Raw genomic sequence first — 20,062 nt, 5'->3', positions numbered from 1 at the left:
GTACAACCTATACACACTTTATCTTTTCGATTTCATATAAGGCATACGCCATATTGAACGTCAATCAGCTGTTGAATGGTTAACGAAGTTAACCGATGACGCTGTAACTATCTCTGGAGGTGAATCCCTGAGAAGCGGGGAAATCATTGGACATAATCACCATATTAAATATTGTATTACTCATTATCTTGATTGCGTTGACCGCATTTTTCGTTGCATCTGAGTTCGCTGTGGTTAAGATTCGTACATCAAGAGTGGATCAACTGGTTGCCGAGGGGAATAAAAAAGCCATATTGGCCAAAAAAGTAGTCTCGGACCTCGATTATTATCTGTCAGCCTGTCAGCTCGGTATTACCGTAACTGCCCTTGGATTGGGAGCGCTCGGTAAGCCAACCGTTGAAAGGTTGTTATACCCGGTATTTAATTATCTGGACGTATCAGCTTCCATATCGGCGGTTGCTTCCTATGCGATTGCCTTTATCCTTGTCACGTTCCTGCACGTTGTGGTTGGGGAGATGGCTCCCAAAACGATGGCGATTCAATTTTCGGAAAAATTGATGCTGTTGCTCTCGCCGCCGCTATATTGGTTCGGAAAAATTATGTATCCCTTCATTTGGGCGCTGAATGGTGCATCCCGCGTGCTTCTTAGGGCATTTGGCGTGAAGCCTGCCGGACATGAACAGGCCTACTCGGAGGATGAGATCAAAATCATCATGAACCAGAGTTATGAAGGAGACGAGAACAACAAGACCAAGCTTTCGTATCTGGAAAACGTATTCGTGTTCGATGAGCGTGATGCCAAAGACATCATGGTTCCGAGGACAGAGTTTGTGACGCTGAATCAGAATATGACTTACGACGATATCATTCCGATATTGGATGAGCATAATTATTCACGTTATCCCGTCATCGAGGATGGGGACAAGGACCGAATTGTCGGTGTAGTGAATGTGAAAAAGATTTTGCCTGACATGGTTGCCCTTAGGGAGCACCAACTTATCGATTTTGTTCGGGAGATTCCTTTCGTTTCTGAAGTTACAAGTATCCAGGATGCGATGATCAAGATGCAGCAGGAACGCGTGCACATGGCTGTGGTCGTGGATGAATACGGAGGTACTTCGGGAATCATTACAATGGAGGATATTCTGGAGGAGCTTGTCGGCGAGATTCGTGATGAGTTCGATGCTGATGAAGTTGCTGACATTCAGGTAACCGGAGAGAACCAATATCTCATTAACGGCCGGGTGTTGCTGGATGAGTTGGAGCGGCAGTTTGGGATTGTCTTTGAAGGCAACGAAGAAATGGATACCGTGGCCGGATGGATTCAATTCCAGAAGGGTGTCGGTGTGGAACAAGGCGATACGGTAGAACACGGTGATTATGTCTGGACCGTTGTGGACGCAGAAAATTTTCACATTAAGCAGGTGCTGCTTGAACGTGTAAACGGTGCTCAGGTCGAGGAATCTTCCAGTGACCTGGCGTGATGTTGGTTCGATCATGACTGTAATCTAGGGTATGACTGCCCATTTGGCTACTGCCCTCAGAATTTAAAGTAGCAGTGTAGGGGACGGAATCGATTCTGAAGAAGCGTAGCGTTCGCGTTTGCAAACCAATTTTAAACCTTTGAAAACAACAATTAGGGGAATTTGGAGGCAATGGCGATCGGAAGAACGAGCCGTCACCGGAACGTCACTCGTGCAACCTTAATATAAATTTTACTTGGAGGTGAATCCCTCATATTGAGGGAAATCATTGGACGGAATAATAGCCTTAAACTTATTTTTAGTAGCCGTATTTATAGGACTGACCGCCTTTTTCGTTGGAGCGGAATTTGCAATTCTGAAAGTACGGATGTCCCGAATAGATCAGCTGATCTTGGAAGGGAACAAAAAAGCGGTGTTGGCCAAAAAAGTGGCTCACAATCTGGATTATTATCTATCTGCGTGTCAATTGGGTATCACGATCACAGCACTGGTATTGGGTGCGTTGGGTGAACCCACTGTTGAGAAAATGCTGCATCCGCTGTTTGAGCGATTGGAAGTCCCAGCGGCGTTGTCTACGGTACTTTCGTACGGGATTGCCTTGGCAATCATTACGTTCCTGCATGTGGTTATCGGTGAATTGGCACCGAAAACACTGGCGATCCAGTTTGCAGAGAAGATGACACTATTGCTCGCACCACCGCTGTATTGGTTTGGTAAGATCATGAATCCGTTCATCTACGCCCTGAATGGGGCTGCACGTCTATTGCTTGGAATCTTTGGTATAAAACCTGCCGGTCACGATACGGTTCACTCCGAAGAGGAACTGAAGCTGATTATGGCGCAGAGTTACGAGAGTGGAGAAATTAATCAGACAGAGCTGGACTACCTCAAAAACATTTTTGCTTTTGATGAGCGTTTGCTTCAGGAGATTATGATCCGCAAAGAGAAAATCGTTACGCTGGACAAAGAAATGCCGCTGGATCGTATGATCGAGGTTCTAAAGCAGCATGAATATACACGTTTCCCGGTGATCGAAAAAGGAAATCAGGATCACTTCGTTGGATTTATTCATACAAAGGAAATGCTTACGAGTGTTGCCGCAGGCCGGGCTTTCAACATGGATACGTTTGTACACGACATGTTGAAATTTTCGGAGTTATCGCCGATTAAGGATGTCTTGGTCCAGATGCAGCAAAGTCGTTCCCATATCGCATCAGTGCATAATGCAGAAGGGGAAACAGTTGGTCTGGTTACGATGGAGGATATTCTTGAAGAAATTGTTGGGGATATCAAGGATGAGTATGATGGCAAAGATCTGGTTCAACCGCCTAAGCGATTAAAATTAACTAAAGCGTAATACGAAGTTTCAAGGATTGATGTTGTGTGGTGGCAAGCAATTGAATAAGATTTAAGGAAAACAGGTTTCCGAGTGATCGGGGCCTGTTTTTTTGTCGATCTCAGTATACTCAGGCGGAATTCAGCAGGTTAAAAAGCATATATCTTAACTTTAAAACAAAAGCTTGCTTATTTAGTCCCAATGGATTAATATAAATTTAAAGAATCTTAATTTAAAGATAAATAACAAAAAGTGTTGCATAACAAACTGCTAAGTATAACAACGATACAAATAAAACAACGATACAAATAAAACCAAGGGAGTGGAGATTATGTTCAGAACTTCAGGAATCCATCACGTTACGGCTTTTGTAGATGATGCACAGAAAAATGTTGATTTTTATGCAGGTGTATTGGCACTGAGACTGGTGAAAAAAACGATTAACTTTGATGCACCGGATGTGTACCATCTGTATTATGGCAATGAGGATGGGGCACCGGGTACTATTATCACCTTCTTCCCGCAGCAGAATGCCAGAAGAGGAGTTATCGGTGCAGGACAGACTGGCGTAACTGTATATGCGATTCCGGTGGGCAGTCTGCCATTCTGGAAAGAACGTCTGACATCCTTCGATATTCCATTTGAAAATAAAACAAGATTTGGCGAGCAGTACATTCGCTTCTTCGATAAAGGGGGTCTCTTGCTCGAATTGGTCGAGCGTGATGGAGGCCAGCCAAGTCAGTGGGCATTCAACGGTGTGCAGTCTGAACATGCCATCAAAGGTTTTGGTGGAGCTGTGTTATTCAGCCATGTACCTGACAAAACAACGGATGTGCTGACAACGATGCTCGGTCTGGAGCAGGTAGGAGAAGAGGATGGAATCATTCGTCTGCAGGCGAGTGGTGACATCGGTCAACTGATCGACATTCAATCGACTGGAATCCAGCGGGGAATTGGCGGAGCAGGGACGGTTCACCATATCGCATGGCGTGCAAAAGATTATGTCGAGCACGAACAAATGCAGCAGGAGCTTCAAAAAGCCGGATATCATCCAACTCAGGTCATTGACCGTCAGTACTTCAACGCTGTGTATTTCCGGGAACCAGGAGGTATACTGTTTGAACTGGCTACTGATCCTCCAGGATTTGCACGGGATGAACCACAGGAGAGCATGGGCCAAAAGCTAATGCTGCCTGATTGGTATGAACCACAGCGTGAGCAGATTGAACAGCTGCTGCCACCTATTCAAGTACGTGAATGGAAAGGAGAGTCCAAATCATGACTACTACCAATGCAATGAAACATATTTATAAAGCAGGTTCTCAGCCAGAGGCACCCACCCTTTTGTTGCTGCACGGGACAGGTGGAACGGAGAACGATCTGATAGGTCTGGCCGAGATGATCGCGCCAGGAGCAGGTATTCTGGGTGTGCGTGGTAATGTATCCGAAAATGGAATGCCCCGTTTCTTCCGCCGTTTGGCGGAAGGGGTGTTTGACGAAGAAGATCTCATTGCACGGACAGCGGAATTGGGTTCATTTGTGGATGCAGCTGCTTTGGAGTATGGCTTTGATCGTGCCAATGTCTTCGCACTGGGCTATTCCAACGGAGCAAACATCGCAGCAAGTCTGATTTTCCATCAGGCTGATGTTTTTAAAGGAGCGATTCTGCACCATCCAATGGTACCGCTTCGCGGTCTGCAATTGCCAGAACTGAAGGGGCTGCCTGTATTCATCGGAGCAGGAGAGAACGATCCAATTGTGCCGAAACGAGAAACGGATGAACTCGCTTCACTGCTTAGTGGAGCAGGTGCAGCCGTGCACATGCACTGGGAGCGTCAGGGACATCAGTTGACTCGTACCGAGGCGGAAGCTGCTGAGGCGTGGTTTAAGACTCAGGCTTAAAAATTTGACTAGTTGCTTTAAATACTTCTTTTAAAAGGGATGTCCCATAGGTCATGAAAATGACGGGGATACCCCTTTTTTGCCGTTTATACGGTTTAAGGAACCGAGCAGCATGCTACTCGTGCAATTTCAACGATCCACTTTTCAATGAATCAGAGCGACGTTACGCCTTGTCCTAAAGTATGGAATAATCTATAATCAAGTAATTGATAATGATTTTCAATTAGATGCGGTTTGTTTGCGAATGGTAAATGATGCGAGCTCAGGCGCAAGAACAGAACAAAAGTGATACAATAAAAAGAAAAAGCAATGCTTGCATTGCCAACCAAGATAAGCGGAGTGTGGATAAGAGATGAAACCAGTGGAACAAGAACCAACGGGAACTGCCAATCCCGGCCGTACCGGTGTTGGCATGGAAGATATCGTGCGCGCACATCATGTGCTGCGTGAAGTCATTGTAAGAACACCGTTGCAGCGGGATGCTGTATTGTCGGCCAAATATAACTGTAATGTGTATCTTAAACGGGAAGATCTACAGGTGGTCCGTTCGTTTAAAATTCGTGGAGCATACAACATGATTCGTAGTCTGACTCCAGCTGAACTGGAGAAAGGCATTGTCTGCGCGAGCGCGGGTAACCATGCGCAGGGAGTTGCTTTTTCCTGTAACGCGCTTAGCATTCACGGGAAAATCTTCATGCCAAGCACAACTCCTAACCAGAAGGTGAAACAGGTACGTCGATTTGGTGGAGATAATGTTGAAGTTGTGCTGACAGGTGATACGTATGACGATGCTTATGAAGAAGCTATGCGTGCGTGTAATGAACAGGGTATGACGTTTATCCATCCGTTCGACCAGCCGAAGATCATTGCAGGTAATGGTACGGTGGCGATGGAAATCATGGAGAGTCTGGATGAAAAAGCGGATTATGTATTCGTCACAATTGGTGGCGGCGGTCTGGCTGCTGGCGTTGGAACCTACATGAAGACGGTTAGCCCGGAAACACGTATCATTGGCGTAGAACCACTTGGCGCGGCTTCCATGAGTGAGGCCATGTTCCGTAAGCAGGTTGTCACGTTGGATGATATTGATAAATTCGTGGATGGTGCTGCGGTGAAACGTGTTGGTGACCTGACCTTCGACATCTGTAGTGAAACGTTGGATGACATTGTGAAGGTGCCTGAGGGCAAAGCCTGCACCACCATTTTGGAGCTATATAATGAAAATGCTATCGTTGTGGAGCCTGCCGGTTCTCTAGCGGTTGCTGCACTGGAGCAGTATCGCGAACAAATTGCGGGTAAGACGGTTGTCTGTGTGATCAGCGGCGGCAACAATGATATCGATCGGATGCAGGAAATCAAAGAACGTTCGTTGATCTACGAAGGTTTGAAATATTATTTCATGGTCAATTTCCCACAACGTGCGGGAGCTTTGCGTGAATTCCTTGTGGAAGTATTGGGACCTAATGACGACATTGCCCGTTTTGAATATACGAAGAAGCATGATAAGGAAAATGGACCTGCCTTGGTGGGCATCGAGTTGATGTACAAGGAAGATTACCAGCCGCTGATTGAACGTATGAATCGTAAAGGTCTCGCGTATACCGAGCTGAACAAAAATCTCAATCTGTTCAACATGTTAATCTGATGAATCATTCCAATGTGAAGTCGGACCGTAGTGAGGCGCAGCCTCTGTTGAGACCTGCTCGCAAAGAAGATGTGGCACAAGTCATTCCTCTGCTTTATCAGGCGATTGGTGATATTGCCTATGCTCTGGCGGGTGAAGGTGAGCATGAGAAAGCGATGCAGATATTGCAGCAATTTTACGTACAGGAAGACAATCGGATCAGTTATCGCAATATAACGGTAATGGAGCAGAACGAACAGGTCGCTGGAATACTGGTAGCGTATGATGGCGGTGAAGCAGATCTTCTGGATCAGCCAATACTGGATCGGCCTGGTCGGAGTACAGATGAGAAATATACGTTGGTCAAAGAAACCCGTCCCGGGGAGTATTATCTAGATACTCTATCCGTAAGCGAAGCGTATCAGGGACAGGGTATCGGCAAGGCATTGATGGCTGCTTTTGAGCAGCAGGGGAGGGAACTTGGACACTCCCAGGTGTCCCTCATTGTTGAACGTGACAATGGTCGTGCCTTAATGTTGTACGAACGCCAGGGCTATATCAAGGATGAAGTAATTGTCATTGGTGGACATGAGTATAACCATATGGTCAAGCCAATTCTGTAGTTCTTGAATCTGAGTTAGCCTGGTATAGAGATTCAATTCATCAATAGAATCCAAAGAAAACCGACATGGGAGCGAAGCCTATGTCGGTTTTCTTTGTGTTCATTATGTGCTTTAGGTAATTAATATCATGAATTATTTAATAGCCGGCATCCGCCCCGGTCGGAACATTCTGTTCTAACCATTTCTTCACCGCAGCTGTATTCTCATACTTTGCTTCCTTAACCACATCCATAAAGGCATCCAGCTTGGTGAGGAATTCACTATCGACGGATGCAAGACGCTGCAAGACGCCGTTGTATCCTCTCTGGGCGTTCGCAACCATTTTGTTCGTTTCATAATCAAAGAGCGGTGTATTGTTCAGCCCATAAAAGGTATACAGGGTATAACTGTTCAACAGATCCTGCACCTGCTTGGCCCGATTCGATTTCGGATGCAGCTCCAAGAATCTTTCCTGGCTGAGTGCTCGAAGGAGAATTTCCTGATAGCCAATGACCAGAGCTCCGTCATCCGCAGGCAAGTTTTTCGTTTCCTTCATCATGATGATGATGTATCTTGAAATATCCTCTGTAATATCAGAGGTATATTTCACGAGTGCCGCATAATTCATAATGGGATAGAGGGAGCCTTCGAGCATGACGAGGCGATAACCGCTGTCACGGGCTTCTTTTAACAGTGCACGCAGATCGGAATCCTGGGTACGCTCCATGAGTTTGGTGAAGCTGTCGTTCGTTTGGTATGCCTTGAGCATCTTGTCCTGAACGTTAGGAACGAGCAAGCGGTCCGTCATGGAGGTTAGAGTCTTCAGGCGTGCATTCTCCAATTGAAGCACCATCAGGGTGGCATGATGTTTTGTTACTTTTTTGATATTGGATTCCAGAAAGGTGTCAGCGGCGGGTAAGCCGTTCTTTTTTTTGAGCATGGACTGAAATGTTTTATATATGGCGGTTGAACTGCTGGTGGTTACTTTGGTATCCGGGCTTGAAGGAGCGGCAGTAGCAGCTCCAGATGTAGCTGCGGTTCCTGTAAAAATTGCAGCAATGGTAAGGACTGTGATGTAGAATCGTACCCTTTTGCATTGTCCATATAAATACGATGATGTCATCTGTGTGAACCTCCCGTAATTTTAAAAATAAAAGGTTGTTATTCACTATACATTAAACGAATTTGGGAAGGATGTTGTTGCGGAATAATGACAAATTCTTCTGTTATTTTTAACCTTTGGAGGGTAGATGGTGCAAGGACATTTCTGCGAAAATATTTTTTGTGGGATTGGAAACTTTTACTGATGTTCATACGTCTTAGATATGCACAGGAAATTACAGGAATAAAATGAAATTCAAAAACGATCACAATTTAACTTAAACAATGAAGAGAATGGGGATATTGGATATGAAGAAAGCGGGAGGACGTCAAGTGAAAAAGGTGATGTCAGCACTGGCCGTATCGGCCATGTTAATGTCTGCACTACCAACGTCAGTTATGGATGCAGCTGCAAGAATCAGTATTTATATTAACGATGCGGAGTTATCCTCTGCACAGGCCCCTGTCATGAAAGGTGGACGTGTACTGGTTCCATTACGCTCCATTTTCGAAGGCTTGGATGCCACTGTAAAGTACACCAATAAAACCAAAACGATCACTGCTAACCGGGGAGATCAGGAAGTATCGCTGAAACTGGGTTCCAAAACGGCTTACATCAACGGAGAAGCGGTAGCGCTAGATGTACCTGCAAATACCATCAAGGGAAACACAATGGTTCCAATTCGTTTTGTCAGTGAAGCTTTTGGAGAGAAAGTATTCTGGAATTCCCGCAATCAGCGAGTAGATATCAAAACAACGTCCACTCCTCCTGTGGATGAGACGCAATATGCAGCATGGAACATTTACGGTGCTGTGTCCGGAAGCAATGGGGATGGTCGAGATCTGACCGTAAGCTTCACACGTCCGACGTCCGAGAAGGCTGTGTCGGCATATCGGATTATGCTGGTAAAAACACGTGATGTGAACAGCTTTACTGAGTCTGCGGCATCGGCTGTGCCTGCTTCGAACTATACATCCGTTACTCCAAATGGTAGTAACCCTAGACTGACACTTAATGCACAGACCCGAGACGTGAACGGGGATCTGTTGAATTCTAATGAAACATACCGTTTATATGTACTCACGGTGGGAAATAGCAACAACAGCTACAAAAATCTGTTGGCCTGGTCTTCCCAGTCTTTGAAATTAAACAATGTGAAAACGACGGTTCAACCTGTGACAGGTCTGCGGATTGCAGATATCAGTGACTATGGCGATGGACGTGATCTGGAAATTAACTTCACACAGCCGAGTACAACATCTAATATTACGTATTACCGTGCCTTTGTAGTCAAGGCGAAAGACGCTTCTTCATTCAACCTGACTACGGCCAACAATGTGTCTAGCTCTAATTCAACCATTATTTACAAAGGTAACAGCACAGCGGTCAAAACCCAGCTCAGTTCCTCGACGCGTGATACATCCGGGGAATTGATCAAAAACGGCACATCCTATGTCGTCTACATTGTATCCGTGAGCTCGAATGCGGCAACAGCAGACAATAAACTGTCCACAGTATCCTCTTCGCTCACGCTGGGCGTAAATACTGCAACAGCTCCTGTTATCACGCAAGTGAAAGACAATTCGGATTATGGAGACGGTCGTGACATTCAAGTGAGCTTCAACCGTTCATCCGATGAATCCAAAGTTGCTAATTATCGAATTTTCGTAGTGCGGAACTCGGTATCCAGCAGCTTTAATCTGACTACGGCGAGCAATCTGTCTTCCAGCTTGTACTATAACGTGAACAAAACAGGCAACAATATTACAACAACACTGCCATCCTCCATGAAGGACACAAGTGGTTATAACGTAACAAATCTGCAAGACTACCGGATCTATGTTATGGCTGTAGGCAACCAGCAGAATGGATATACCAATGCGTTGTCTTCCTCGTCAACGCTGCTGAGACTGACAACGAATAGTAATGCTGGAGTTGCAAGCAACATCGGTGTGGCTGATGTGAGTGACTACAACGATGGACGTGACCTGAAGGTTTCGTTTAATAGAGCTTCGGATGAAACTAACGTTTCAGCGTATCGGGTATATGTGGTACGTTCTGCTTATGCAGGCAGCTTCACACTGAGCACGGCTAACGCATCGAACAATTATTATCAGGTGAGCAAAACGGGTGGAAATCAGTCATTTACTCTTCCGAGCAGCGCGGTAGATACTAATGGATCTCGAATCTCTAATGGTGTTTCTTATCGTGTGTTCGTCCTGTCGGTAAGCAATAGCGGCAATTCCAGCCAGAATGCATTGTCATCTTATTCTTCACAAATTACGCTAGTACAGAACTCGACTGTGGCCGCTCCGACCTACGTGAATGCAGCGGACATCGGAGATAATGGAGACGGTAGTGATTTGCAGGTGACATTTAATAGATCGTCTAATGAGACGAATGTTTATCATTACCGTGTTTTCGCAGTCAAAACGGCGAATTTGGGTGGGTTCGATTTGGCAGAAGCAAATCGGAACTCAAACTTTAAGGTTGTAAATAAAGCTAGCGGAAGCGGAAATTATACTTTGACTTTAAAGGATGTAAAAGCAACAGATGGTACAGATATTCGCAATGATGAGAACTATCGTATATTTGTGCTTGCAGTAAGCAATACCAGCAACTCTTCCAATGTGCTGTCCACGGCGTATGCTGATATTAAATTGTCTGTAACAAGTGCCGTTGGAAAAGTTAAAATCACTGATGTAGAAGTTAAAAATGAAGAGCAAGCTGCTGGCGATGCAACGGATGTGACTTTGAGATATACGGAACCAGCTTCAAAAGTAGGGATCAGTCGTTATGTTGTAATGATTGCCCCGACTGGAAGCGGATTTAATCTTAATTTGGCGAAAGCTATTGCAAAAGAAAACAATTCTAACGTGATCAAGTCAGTGGACACGACAGGGGGCTATTCCATACTTCCGAATGCACTGAATGATATCAACGGCCAACCTATTGTACCGGGCAAGTCGTACACGGCTTACATTTTATCAGAATCCTCCGACAGCAAACGTGAATCAAACATAGATTCAGCTACTTTCAGAATTAATGCTAAAAAACAGTCACCAACATTTGTAGAGAAGGTAGCAGATGTGAAGGCAACGGCAACCGATACTTCGATTAGTGTAAGTTTCACCAAGCCAGGTAATGAAACAGGAATTTCTCGTTATGATGTGTACGTTGTTAAAGCTAAGAGTGGTTCAGGTGATACTGGAACAGCTTTAGAAAGAGTGAATATTGGTAGTAACCCAAGAACAGCAACTGTGAATATTGGAGTTTCCTCCAATGATTCAGACGGTTCAGTTTTTGAAGCGGGAGAATACAAAGTTCTGGTAGTTTCTGTGGCTAGTGATATTACGAAGTATAAAAACAATTCAGAAGTAGCTACATTTCCAATTCCGGTAGCTCCTACGGGTACAGACCAAGGGAGCAACAATACACCAGCAACTGCTGGAGATACACCATCTTCATAATAATAGAGAAAGTTTAACGTTGAATAAGTTGAGTTAGTTCTTTTTGATGAGCTCCAGAAGTAGTGGAGGGGACGGAATCGATTCTGAAGAAGCGGTAGCGCTCGCTTTTGTCTCCGAATTTAAACCTTATAGAGGTTGAATCAAAAAAAATTTGGAGACAACAGCGATCGAAAGAACGATCCGTAACCGGAACGGCCACTCCAAGAACCAACAATCTTATCTTTCAGTTATGTTAACAACTCAGGCTCCCTTTCCAAAAGTGAAGGGGAGTTTTTCTTAATCTCAAAGGTTGTTCTGCTAATGTAGTGAATTCTCTGAATCAAATATACTGCACTATAAAATCCTGTTACCAAAAAGGTTCCTTTGGCCTTTGCTGCAACGGGGCAACCGATGGATAATAGGAGAAAGAAGAGCATGATCCGAAAGGACTGATGGGATGCTTGCATTTCGCTTGACCGGCCTGCCGGATTCCCGGTTGCCTCTGTATCTGTATTGTGTGGGAACACAAGAAGAGAAAGTTCAATTTAGACCGGATGGATTTCCGGTGTATCAGCTTTTTTTGTTACGCAGCGGCAAAGGGGAATTGAAAGTTCCGGGTGAAGGAGTGTGGACAGTGTCGGCGGGTGAACTGTTCGTGATGGAGCCTGGGGTGGCCCATGAGTACATTCCGCATTCCAAAACACATGGGGAGCTTGGATACATCGGCATTGGTGGAGAGGCGGCGGGGGCGGTGCTTCGGTCGGCGGGACTGCTGCCGATGAGGCCATGGCGCTTGTCGGAATTTGAACAGTTTTGGTCACGTGTTACGGACATCTGGCACTCGCTGGACAATGGGATGACTGAAATGTGGAACAGCTCAGCGGTCATCTACCAGCTTGTTCTGGACCTGTCCCGGTCCATTCTCCCTCTGCGTGAGGAGACAGGGGAGCGAGTAGCACGGAGTGGATCATTAACACGTTCTGAGCGCGTGTCGGAATCGGCAAATGAAGCATTCACCCGAGCTGTGTCACTGATGCAAACGCACTACCAGGATGATCTGCTGCTGAAGCATGTAGCTGAAGCCGTTGGTTATTCGGTGCAGCACCTGAACCGATTATTTCACCAGAGGCATGGGATAACGGGACACCAGTACATGCAGCGATTGCGTTTGCAGAAGGCGTCCGAATGGTTGGACAAGCACCCACAAGCAAGTGTAAGAGAGGCTGCGGAGACAGTTGGTATGGAAGTGAACTACTTTATCCGCATGTATAAGCGAGAGTTCGGAGAGACTCCGGGCAAGGAAATCAAGCATCGCATTCAGCTCAAAATGGAGAAAGACTCTACGGGCCCTGTGGATCATCTATATGAAGTATGACAAGGTCATCCTTTCGGATATGGATTCAGTTTCAAACGAGCTACTGGCCATAATATAAGGTTACTTATGAGTTATGGTAAGTGATTATCTTTACCTATGCTAGATAAAAAGCATTATGGGGTTTACCTGAACGGTCTGAAAATAAAAAATAGCTGTCGAGAACTTCTCAACAGCTGGCTAGGGGCCATAATGGCCCCTTTTTTGAAACTCGATATTCTATCTCATCACCAAATGTCGTACTTCGTTCGTACTTTAATCTTCGCACACCACATAACTGGGATATACCCAATGCTGCTGCCCACAAAGGGCACCAACATCCTTATGCTTTCTTTTGTCCGAATAGTGGTCTCAACGTAGCCAATCCCACAATCCCGATTACGAGACTAATCCACGGAGCCAGCGTAAATACGGGAAGGCTGTCACGCAGCGGATATCCTACAAATAAGACAAGCACAACGAGAACGATATAGATGACGATTCCGCGAAGATTGACCTGTGGTCTGGCCGTCTTGTCTGCTCCCTGATCATCTGGACGCTCAGCAAGGCGGCGAAGCATTTCAACCAATGCAATACCTCCAACCGCCGCAACGATTAGGGAGAACAGGCTGATATGGCTAAATGGTTCCGTATCTCCACCCGTCCAACCAATAAATAGCCCAACTGCACCTTGAATCAGCATGACAAAAGACAAAGCTGCCCAGGAGATCATGAAGTACCATTTGGGCGTCCGTTTAACTTGATCCTTAGTCTCCGCAGGCTCGGCTTCAACTGCTGCTGCCTTCTTGGCTGACGTACTGGTTTTATTGGATTTGCTTCCGCCCCGTACGGCCGTACTTGAAGCTCTGGATGAGTCCATATTTGATTCACCAGCAGTTGCGGACGGATTATTGTCTGCTACTCCTAGTTGTGAATAGATATCCTTTTGCATATCAGGTCCATATAACTCACGAGCAGGCTTGCCGTCACGCTGAGCTTGTACGATGGCTCTTCCAGCCGAGAGAATCCATTCTTCCTGCGTTCTCTCATCGGCAGGTGCTTGACGCGCAATGGTGCTGATCTGATCAAACAGTTTTACATGTTCCGGTGTCATCTTACTCATTTCGGTCATTTGCCGATTCTGTATTTCTTTCAACTTCTTATAGGAAATCCCCAATGATTGCTCCCCCTGTCTACACACGTTCTGATCCCCGGTGAATCTGGAGACCCTGACGGTATTTTAGTATACGGGAAGGGCTCTCGTTTCGCAAAGTCATTCCTTATAAAACAACTGTTTACGATTCGACCATAGGCCTGCGCAGGCCAGAATGACACAGGTGCATAGCAGCACCAGTTTTCCGTGACTACGAATCCATTCCAAGATGTGTTCCATGAATTCAACCCTTTCGCCAGAAGGAATCGGAGGCAAATGTTGGCTATGATATATGGCTTAGGTTCTCCGTGGTCCGCCGTTAATATGCGTAAGTGCTCATCCAGTTCTAACGATTGTGTGAAGAATGAATAAAGTACAGCCGATTCCACCACAATAGTAGCATTTCCAACAGAAACCAGGGATTGGAGTGTGGCAGGGATGGATCAACAAACAGAACAATTAACAAGGAAGCTGCTGCTAAACAGCAACTCCCGCGGAGTAACGGATGAGGTTGTGCCAATGGAGGAGACGTTGGAGGATGCTGAATATGCGGAAGAGTATACAGAAGGAACCTTTCAGTCAGGGAGCTTCTGGGGGAGCTCGAATTCGGCTCATGAACATGAATGGCAGGGGCGTGTGGAGACCCATGAGATGTTCCGTCGAAGTTATGAGTAATGGCTTCAAGTATTAGGAATGATTCGAGTCAGCTGTGTTCAGCTTGGCTCATTTTTTTTGCGAAATTGCCGATAAAATGTAGACAAGGTACGTCTAGAAATGGACATTTACTCACGTTGACTTGAGGTTCACAGGATGATAATATACTAATATCATCTTAATACACATTAAACTTATCGGATTTATATATAATTAACAAAATGAACATGAGCAGGGAAGAATGGAAAGGGGAAATGGGCATGGAGCGTCAGATCAGTATTCGTCATGGGCAGGAAGAATTAACAGCCACGATACATTATCCGGTCGTCAAAGACATTAAGGAGGGAAATCACCAACAGCGCGTGCCTCTTGCTGTCATCTGCCATGGATTCGTAGGAAGTCGGATCGGTGTGGATCGTCTCTTTGTGAAGACCGCCCGTGAGCTGGCCGAAGATGGATATTTGGTGCTGCGCTTCGATTACATCGGCTGCGGGGAGAGCAGCGGTGAGTATGGAGCTGAAGGACTTGAATCCATGATTACCCAAACACGTTCTGTGCTGGACTATGCGGTAAATTGCAGTGATGTAGATCCAACCCGTGTAACGCTGATCGGTCATAGTCTGGGTGGAGCTGTTGCTCTGCTGACTGCTGTCCGTGACAAACGGGTCAAGAATCTCGTCATGTGGTCATCCGTGGGATATCCGTTCAATGATATTGTGAAGATTACCGGACGTGATGTGTACGATGAAGGGGTGAAACTGGGGTCTGCTGATTATCTTGGCTACAAGTTTACACCAGCATTCTTTGAATCACTGGCTGAACATCAGCCTTACCAGGAAGCCGTTAAATTTAACGGAGATGTTCTGGTGGTGCACGGCACGTCGGATGAGATCATTCCTGTCGATTACGCATTCCTGTATCAAAAGGTATTCTGGATGCGCCAGGAAGGCCGCTGCGACAAGGAGATTATTTTCCAGGGCGATCATACCTTCTCTTCAGGTAAAGAGCGTGAACAGCTGATTACGCGTACGAGAGAATGGCTAGGAGAGCGTCAGAAGATTGAACAGGATTGGCAGCACTGGATGATCTAAGAGGGCTAAATATCAATCTCTATGATTAGGCTGGAGCATTCTATAGCCAACATGGATCGGTCCATAAGGTAACATGCGCGTCCATATTGCATCTGATTGGGATGTTAGCTTGGAAAAGCGCCTTCTTCGGGGTAAAATAGAAGGGTAAGCATCCTATCCGTGTCTGGAGGTTGGCAGCAATGACATTACCCGCACTATTCATTGCGCATGGTTCTCCCGCTCTGGCGGTGGAGAGCAATGACTACACTCACTTTTTGAACCAGCTTGGAGACAGGCTGCCGGCTCCGAAAGCCATTGTTGTATTTACGGCGCATTGGGATCGTCCCGAACCGTCTGTGACAATGGATGATACACATCAGACCTTGCATGATTTTTACGGATTTCCCTCTAATATGTATACAATGAATTACCCGGCTCCTGGTCAGCCAGACCTTGCGAATGAGATCTGCGCTCTGTTCACTCGTAGTAATCTTCCACATCAACCGGTTCGAGGCCGGGGATTGGATCACGGGGTATGGGTACCGCTGTTACACATGTATCCAGAGGCCAATATTCCTGTTATTGCGGTATCTGTCGACTCGTTGCGTTCCCCGCAGGAACAGTATGATATAGGCCGGATGCTGGAGCAGCTGCGTCATGATAATGTGCTGATCATTGGCAGCGGTGGAACGGTTCATAACTTGCGTATGCTTGGCAGTAATGATGAACCGCCGCAAGACTGGGCAGTGGAATTCGATAACTGGATTGGCGAGCGGCTTGAGCAGTGGAATACGAGAGAGCTGTTTCAGTATGACAAAAAAGCGCCCCATGCCCGCACAGCAGTTCCATCTTATGGAACGGAGCACATTGCGCCTTTGTTCTATGCTATGGGTACGGCCGATATGTCACGATCTGCAAAACGTCTATTCCAGTCGTATCCTTACGGTACGCTCAGTTTAAACTGCTGGCAGTTTGGTGACGGCGTATAACTTGGAACAAACAAGAGTATGTGAACAAGTCTTTGAGTTTTATTTTGCAAATACACCTAGTTCATCGACCAGACAGACTTAGGTTATGAATTAGCCGAACCAAAAAAAGGTTTCTGCGGCCAGCGTAATGGGCCTCAGGAACCTTTTTCTATGACTGAGCATTCTGCATTTTAGTATAATCACTTGCGAATCTCAAAAAGCTCACATGCTGTACGCGAGTGATATGCCAGTTCACTTACACTGGACTGAATAACAACGGTATTGCTGTCAAAACGGATAATGACGCCACCGGAATCAATCTGGTGATTATCTTTAAAAACACGAACTTTATGCTTCATTTCCATGGCTTCCTGGAAGTCGGCATCGGTTTCAAGGCGGCGCTGGGTTGGCATGTCATGTACTCCTTTGATTGTAATCGATCGATATGTTCATCATAATACGTGTTTCTGTCGATGGGCAAGTCAGTTGACCTACAAGCATATATAAAAAACCAAAAAAAGTCCTGCTCTCCAGGGGGAGGGGAGCAGGACCGGAAAATGTCTATTTAATATTTAGGCTGTTTTGTGTGTATGATTTATCGTTGGTGTATCTTTAGGCTGACTGCCTTTATTGCGAGTGAACAATCCGCGAAGGTAAGGCATTACCCAATGATCCAAACCGATTTTACCAGCATTTGCACCAGCGACTACAAGGAAGATTTCCATCAGAACTAATTGAGCATTCGTGCTTACTGTTCCCGAGAAGAGGAACGCGAAGTTCATGACCATCGCCATCAGTGCTGCGAGTGTTGTAAAGCATCCAAGAATGAGACCCAGACCTACAAGGAATTCACCCAGCGGGATGATGAAGTCGAACAGTCCTGCGTTTGGTACCGCGAAGTTCTCAAGGAATGTTCCCCACCAAGCTTGAACGGTTGGGTTTTCACCCGTTGCTTTTCCTACAGCGCCTGCAAGGAATCCGCCAGCTTGGAATCCACCTGTTAATTTGCCCCATCCGTGTGTCATCCAGTCGTAACCGATATACACCCGAAGTACTGTCAAAATCCACATTGCCACTTTGTTTTCTCTAAGCCATTGGTTGAAGCTGAACATATAAACCACTCCTTCATGGAATTTAGTGTGTGTTGTTTTTTTTTTTGTTTTTCTAAGTGATCACCTTTGATGTCTTTATTGTATAGTTCAAAAGTCATTCTGTTTGTGATTATTATCACAATCTAGTTCAAATTTTAAGTAAGGTTTGAGAAGTTCACATTTAGGACATATTTTTCATCCTGTCTCAAGTTTCAAACGTAAAATGAAGGGTAGAAATTGCTCTCCATATCGAAGACAAATGGTGCTGTGTGTGATTAAATGGAAAGAAATACGTGAAATGGTCACTTACATAAGAGCAACTACAGCCTAGATTTCAGCCATATCGTCCAGGAGGTACATATATTGAAGCAACTGAAATGGAACAAAACGACATCAGTGGCGTCGCTGCTTATTCTGGCCCTGAGTCTGGTCGCTTGCCAGAGTAAGGAGATGGTCCAGATTCCGAAGCCGGAGTCCGTTCCCACACCCGTACAGGAAGAACAAGAAACGGAAGAACCTGCCACATCGCTCTACACAGCACCGCTGACGGGTCTGCCTGTTGATGAAGCAATTACGCGCCGTCCGCTGGCAGTTATGATTAACAATGCACCTGCAGCGCGGCCCCAGTCAGGTCTGAGTGCGGCAGATATTATTATTGAAGTGCTCGCTGAGGGAGGTATTACCCGTTTTATTGCCATCTTCCAAAGTGAAGGCGGGGCAGAAACGGTTGGACCCGTGCGCAGTATCCGTCCGTATCTGATCGAGCTTGGTGAGAGTTACGATGGGGTATTGGTTCATGCGGGTGGCAGCCCGGATGCCTATTCTATTTTACAAAAGCAGCAGAAACAGCATATGGATGAGATATCGAATAGCGGCCCTTATTTCTGGCGTTCCTCCGATCGCAAAGCACCGCACAATCTATATACGTCGGCGGACAAGCTGAGAGAAGGCGCGGATACCAAAGGCTATAGTCACGACTTTAAGTCCCCTGTATATACGTATAACGAAGAAGGTGCCACGTCCGCCGGAGAGTTGGTCAAGCAGTTCGATATTCATTATTTATTGGAGAGTTACCGGGTCACGTATGATTATGATGAAGTTAGCGGACGATATATGAGATTGGTGAACGGAAAGGCAGATCAGGATCTGGATAACGGCAATCCCATTGGAGCGGCCAATATTATTGTAGCGGGTGCAGATCACAAGGTGCTCGACAATGTGGGCAGAATTTCCGTTAATTTGGAGCAGGGTGGTGAAGCCATGCTGTTTCAAAAAGGCAAGATGATTCGAGGACAGTGGGTCAAAAAACCAGGTGACATTATTCGATTTGTGCAAAATGGGTCCGAAGTTGCTCTTATTCCTGGCAAGACTTTTATTAGTATCGTTCCGAATCAGCCTGATTTTGCAGGGCATGTCGAAATTGAAAATTAATCCAATTTGAAGAGAAATGTAAACGCAGTGTAAAATTTCATCATCATTTTTCCAGCCATTCCAAATAATTAAGATTCATTTCAGATTTATGTGATAAGAATATAAAAAAGGATCATGCCTTATGTACAAACCGTGAAACATTTATGATAAGATATCAAAGGTTGTCATTTCATGTTTCATCGGTTATCGGCAATTTCTCGTAAAGGGGATAGAGCTATGAAGCTTAAGAAGAAGAAGGATATATTTTTTGAGACACTAGAGAACATGGCAGATACGGTCGTGCAAGCGGCTGATTATTTCTCCCAACATGTTTCCAACCTTCAGGATGTGACTCTTTTTGCCAATGAAATGAAGAAGTACGAGTCCCAGTGTGATGATTATGTGCATACCGTCATTACAGAGCTCAACAAGACATTTATCACGCCGATCGAACGCGATGATATTATGGAACTGACAACAACACTTGATGACGTATTGGACGGGCTTGAAGCAACGGCTTCCCGTTTCTATATGTACCAACTGACTGACCCGGACGAATATATTGTTCAATTCGCTGAAATTTTGCGCCAATCGGCTTACGAAATTCAGAAGGCCATTCATTTGCTGTCTCAGAAAAAATTGCTGGCGATTCGCGAGTACACGATTCGTTTGAACGATCTGGAAAACCAGGGGGACGAAGTGCTGCGCAACTGTATCAAGAACCTTTTTGCTACCGTGCCTGATCCGATTGAATTGATCAAGCGCAAAGAAATCTATGAACGTCTTGAGACGACAACGGATGCTTGTGAACATGTTGCCAATGTGCTTGAATCCATCATCATGCGTAATTCTTAAGGAGCCAGAGA

The 20,062-nt window shown here is 45.6% G+C and carries 17 protein-coding genes; 13 read left to right on the top strand and 4 right to left on the bottom strand.

What is annotated here, in order from left to right; genetic code table 11:
• Positions 1-146: 146 nt before the first annotated feature.
• From AC4PM4_RS28010 to AC4PM4_RS27985, 6 genes are all read left to right on the top strand, one after another.
• Positions 147-1,484 carry a hemolysin family protein gene (locus AC4PM4_RS28010; protein ID WP_491615069.1) on the top strand — a complete coding sequence of 446 codons (1,338 nt, stop codon included), beginning with the start codon at positions 147-149 and terminating at the stop codon, positions 1,482-1,484.
• A gap of 268 nt (positions 1,485-1,752) precedes the next feature.
• The gene (locus AC4PM4_RS28005) at positions 1,753-2,841 is read left to right on the top strand and encodes a hemolysin family protein (RefSeq protein WP_491615068.1); all 1,089 of its coding nucleotides are present in this window, start codon (positions 1,753-1,755) and stop codon (positions 2,839-2,841) included.
• A 310-nt stretch (positions 2,842-3,151) separates the two neighbouring features.
• Positions 3,152-4,102 carry a ring-cleaving dioxygenase gene (locus AC4PM4_RS28000; protein ID WP_491615067.1) on the top strand — a complete coding sequence of 317 codons (951 nt, stop codon included), beginning with the start codon at positions 3,152-3,154 and terminating at the stop codon, positions 4,100-4,102.
• Positions 4,103-4,116: 14 nt separating this feature from the next.
• The gene (locus AC4PM4_RS27995) at positions 4,117-4,722 is read left to right on the top strand and encodes an alpha/beta hydrolase (protein ID WP_491615079.1); all 606 of its coding nucleotides are present in this window, start codon (positions 4,117-4,119) and stop codon (positions 4,720-4,722) included.
• 352 nt (positions 4,723-5,074) lie between these two features.
• Positions 5,075-6,367, top strand: coding sequence for a threonine ammonia-lyase IlvA (gene ilvA, locus AC4PM4_RS27990; RefSeq protein WP_063568068.1), 1,293 nt, complete (start codon positions 5,075-5,077; stop codon positions 6,365-6,367).
• Positions 6,367-6,969 (top strand): GNAT family N-acetyltransferase, encoded by a 603-nt coding sequence (locus AC4PM4_RS27985; protein ID WP_491615066.1) that lies wholly within the window; start codon positions 6,367-6,369, stop codon positions 6,967-6,969. Before ilvA ends, AC4PM4_RS27985 begins: the two co-directional genes overlap by 1 nt.
• A 136-nt stretch (positions 6,970-7,105) precedes the next feature.
• On the opposite strand, the gene AC4PM4_RS27980 is transcribed toward AC4PM4_RS27985, so the two are convergent.
• Positions 7,106-8,071, bottom strand: coding sequence for a hypothetical protein (locus AC4PM4_RS27980; RefSeq protein ID WP_491615064.1), 966 nt, complete (start codon positions 8,069-8,071; stop codon positions 7,106-7,108).
• 287 nt (positions 8,072-8,358) lie between these two features.
• Between AC4PM4_RS27980 and AC4PM4_RS27975 the strand changes: the two genes are divergently transcribed.
• Both AC4PM4_RS27975 and AC4PM4_RS27970 read left to right on the top strand, forming a co-directional pair.
• The gene (locus AC4PM4_RS27975; protein ID WP_063568070.1) at positions 8,359-11,520 is read left to right on the top strand and encodes a copper amine oxidase N-terminal domain-containing protein; all 3,162 of its coding nucleotides are present in this window, start codon (positions 8,359-8,361) and stop codon (positions 11,518-11,520) included.
• A gap of 436 nt (positions 11,521-11,956) precedes the next feature.
• Entirely contained in the window at positions 11,957-12,874 is a 918-nt protein-coding gene (locus AC4PM4_RS27970; RefSeq protein WP_491615063.1) for an AraC family transcriptional regulator, read from the top strand.
• 319 nt (positions 12,875-13,193) lie between these two features.
• On the opposite strand, the gene AC4PM4_RS27965 is transcribed toward AC4PM4_RS27970, so the two are convergent.
• Positions 13,194-14,027 carry a DUF1129 family protein gene (locus AC4PM4_RS27965; protein WP_491615062.1) on the bottom strand — a complete coding sequence of 278 codons (834 nt, stop codon included), beginning with the start codon at positions 14,025-14,027 and terminating at the stop codon, positions 13,194-13,196.
• 414 nt (positions 14,028-14,441) lie between these two features.
• Here AC4PM4_RS27965 and AC4PM4_RS27960 point away from each other — a divergent pair, with 414 nt between their 5' ends.
• The 3 genes from AC4PM4_RS27960 (at position 14,442) to AC4PM4_RS27950 (ending at position 16,716) form a co-directional block, all read left to right on the top strand.
• Complete coding sequence (locus AC4PM4_RS27960) at positions 14,442-14,678, top strand: hypothetical protein (RefSeq protein WP_072735716.1); 237 nt, start codon at positions 14,442-14,444, stop codon at positions 14,676-14,678.
• 239 nt (positions 14,679-14,917) lie between these two features.
• A complete protein-coding gene (locus AC4PM4_RS27955) occupies positions 14,918-15,748 on the top strand; it encodes an alpha/beta hydrolase (protein ID WP_063568073.1) in 831 nt (276 codons plus the stop codon).
• A 179-nt stretch (positions 15,749-15,927) separates the two neighbouring features.
• Complete coding sequence (locus AC4PM4_RS27950) at positions 15,928-16,716, top strand: DODA-type extradiol aromatic ring-opening family dioxygenase (protein ID WP_063568074.1); 789 nt, start codon at positions 15,928-15,930, stop codon at positions 16,714-16,716.
• Between the two features lie 179 nt (positions 16,717-16,895).
• Here AC4PM4_RS27950 and AC4PM4_RS27945 read toward each other — a convergent pair whose 3' ends face one another.
• Positions 16,896-17,108, bottom strand: a complete 213-nt coding sequence (locus AC4PM4_RS27945) for a hypothetical protein (RefSeq protein ID WP_063568075.1) — start codon at positions 17,106-17,108, stop codon at positions 16,896-16,898.
• A 159-nt stretch (positions 17,109-17,267) separates the two neighbouring features.
• Positions 17,268-17,807: a DoxX family protein gene (locus AC4PM4_RS27940; RefSeq protein ID WP_064642274.1), complete on the bottom strand. Its 540-nt coding sequence runs from the start codon at positions 17,805-17,807 to the stop codon at positions 17,268-17,270.
• Between the two features lie 342 nt (positions 17,808-18,149).
• Between AC4PM4_RS27940 and AC4PM4_RS27935 the strand changes: the two genes are divergently transcribed.
• Together AC4PM4_RS27935 and AC4PM4_RS27930 are read left to right on the top strand one after the other, a co-directional pair.
• Positions 18,150-19,217 carry a DUF3048 domain-containing protein gene (locus AC4PM4_RS27935; RefSeq protein WP_491615061.1) on the top strand — a complete coding sequence of 356 codons (1,068 nt, stop codon included), beginning with the start codon at positions 18,150-18,152 and terminating at the stop codon, positions 19,215-19,217.
• 216 nt (positions 19,218-19,433) lie between these two features.
• Positions 19,434-20,051: a DUF47 domain-containing protein gene (locus AC4PM4_RS27930; RefSeq protein WP_063568078.1), complete on the top strand. Its 618-nt coding sequence runs from the start codon at positions 19,434-19,436 to the stop codon at positions 20,049-20,051.
• Positions 20,052-20,062 lie beyond the last annotated feature (11 nt).

The sequence above is a fragment of the Paenibacillus sp. MDV22-iso6 genome, assembly GCF_058408365.1.
Note: the sequence above shows the minus strand (reverse complement) of the source record. Positions and strands in the feature narration are given on the sequence as shown.

Excerpts from the sequence above, each read along its gene's own strand:
- AC4PM4_RS27940 (WP_064642274.1), bottom strand. The coding sequence starts at position 17,807 with ATGTTCAGCTTCAACCAATGGCTTAGAGAAAACAAAGTGGCAATGTGG.
- AC4PM4_RS27950 (WP_063568074.1), top strand. The coding sequence starts at position 15,928 with ATGACATTACCCGCACTATTCATTGCGCATGGTTCTCCCGCTCTGGCG.
- AC4PM4_RS27955 (WP_063568073.1), top strand. The coding sequence starts at position 14,918 with ATGGAGCGTCAGATCAGTATTCGTCATGGGCAGGAAGAATTAACAGCC.
- AC4PM4_RS27975 (WP_063568070.1), top strand. The coding sequence starts at position 8,359 with ATGAAGAAAGCGGGAGGACGTCAAGTGAAAAAGGTGATGTCAGCACTG.
- ilvA (WP_063568068.1), top strand. The coding sequence starts at position 5,075 with ATGAAACCAGTGGAACAAGAACCAACGGGAACTGCCAATCCCGGCCGT.
- AC4PM4_RS27945 (WP_063568075.1), bottom strand. The coding sequence starts at position 17,108 with ATGCCAACCCAGCGCCGCCTTGAAACCGATGCCGACTTCCAGGAAGCC.
- AC4PM4_RS27970 (WP_491615063.1), top strand. The coding sequence starts at position 11,957 with ATGCTTGCATTTCGCTTGACCGGCCTGCCGGATTCCCGGTTGCCTCTG.
- AC4PM4_RS27980 (WP_491615064.1), bottom strand. The coding sequence starts at position 8,071 with ATGACATCATCGTATTTATATGGACAATGCAAAAGGGTACGATTCTAC.
- AC4PM4_RS27985 (WP_491615066.1), top strand. The coding sequence starts at position 6,367 with ATGAATCATTCCAATGTGAAGTCGGACCGTAGTGAGGCGCAGCCTCTG.
- AC4PM4_RS27960 (WP_072735716.1), top strand. The coding sequence starts at position 14,442 with ATGGATCAACAAACAGAACAATTAACAAGGAAGCTGCTGCTAAACAGC.
- AC4PM4_RS28000 (WP_491615067.1), top strand. The coding sequence starts at position 3,152 with ATGTTCAGAACTTCAGGAATCCATCACGTTACGGCTTTTGTAGATGAT.
- AC4PM4_RS27930 (WP_063568078.1), top strand. The coding sequence starts at position 19,434 with ATGAAGCTTAAGAAGAAGAAGGATATATTTTTTGAGACACTAGAGAAC.
- AC4PM4_RS27995 (WP_491615079.1), top strand. The coding sequence starts at position 4,117 with ATGAAACATATTTATAAAGCAGGTTCTCAGCCAGAGGCACCCACCCTT.